We start from the raw sequence: 1,129 nt of genomic DNA, 5'->3' as shown, positions 1-1,129 counted from the left end.
CCTTTGACACTTTGTAGCTTCCCTACGCGTAGGATAACGAATTTTTCCCAAACGTTAGCAATCTTGATTGAAAGCATCACAAGGATCGCTATGATGAAAAGTGGAGGTGCCAGATACAGACTTACGAATTCGCCTGCTACGAAAGCGGCGACGACAAAAGCGATTGATACAACCAAGGTGATCGGATTCATGATAGCTGAACTCTCAAGACTAGCGTCAGTGGGCGCGAAAAATCGACCAGGACCGTCCGCGTGCGGCCAAACGCCGCGTATTCAATGATGAACAAAACGTATTACTGGTTGTAGAAAGAATTGGATTTATCCGAAATTGGTCTCCCGCTACGCCTATCTATTTCCCCACCAGTTTGTTATATGCTTCCAAGCAATTGATTGACGGAATTTTGAAAATTTGATCGTATTCCTTGAGAGGCCGAATTTTACCTTTGAGAAAGATTGGCCTTCCAAAATGCATCTATTTTTTGACTCTGTTGATCGAAGTTCGCGGGGGTGGCAATTTCCTCGCCGCTTATGCGCGGCGCTGCGTCCATCTCTCGTTTTGTCGCATTTAGCACGAGCAAGTTCACGTTTGGAGTTGCTTTAAAGTCCGCCCACGGGACGGGCACGTACTTCTCATCGATTCCCAAGATTCCGCCTCGGGCAAGTACCAGGTATTCAATTTTTCCGGTTTGCGGGCTCATCAGTATGTCGTCTACGCTACCAAGCGCTTGATTGTCCGGAGTATGCACGTCAGTACCGAGCAACTCATCCGAGCGGAACGAGGTTTTACCGGTCATGACTGGTTTGGCCGTGCGAATCTCATGCTGCTGCCAACCTGAACCTCTTAACTCGGAAGGTCTCCGACCATGCAGGTTTGCTACATACGGGTCGTAAATATTTCGTGTTTCGGTGAGCGCGTCCTCACACGGTTGCTGCAGCCCATGTCGGGCCAAAATACTTGCGGACGCAAGGAGAATTCGAACTTCGTACCCTGGCCGAGCATTTCGGTAAGCACCACTCGAAGTTACGGGATATTCGGTGCTGGGATTGCCATACATTCCATAGCTTCGCTGGCCCATTGGAAAGCCGTCTCTTTCCATTTGACCGTTGAACGCGCGTAGGTCGGTTAGACA

At 49.3% G+C, this 1,129-nt stretch carries 1 protein-coding gene and 1 pseudogene; both read right to left on the bottom strand.

Annotated features, from left to right (window positions below):
* A pseudogene (locus BSU04_RS46995) lies at positions 1 to 191 on the bottom strand (slipin family protein); the annotation flags it as partial.
* A gap of 245 nt (positions 192 to 436) precedes the next feature.
* Positions 437 to 1,129, bottom strand: a 693-nt coding sequence (locus BSU04_RS46990; protein WP_089158733.1) for a PRC-barrel domain-containing protein, incomplete at its 5' end; no start/stop codon positions are given.

This window comes from Caballeronia sordidicola (genome assembly GCF_002220365.1).
Lineage (GTDB): Bacteria > Pseudomonadota > Gammaproteobacteria > Burkholderiales > Burkholderiaceae > Caballeronia > Caballeronia sordidicola_C.
This window is presented reverse-complemented; position numbering and strand designations above follow the sequence as displayed.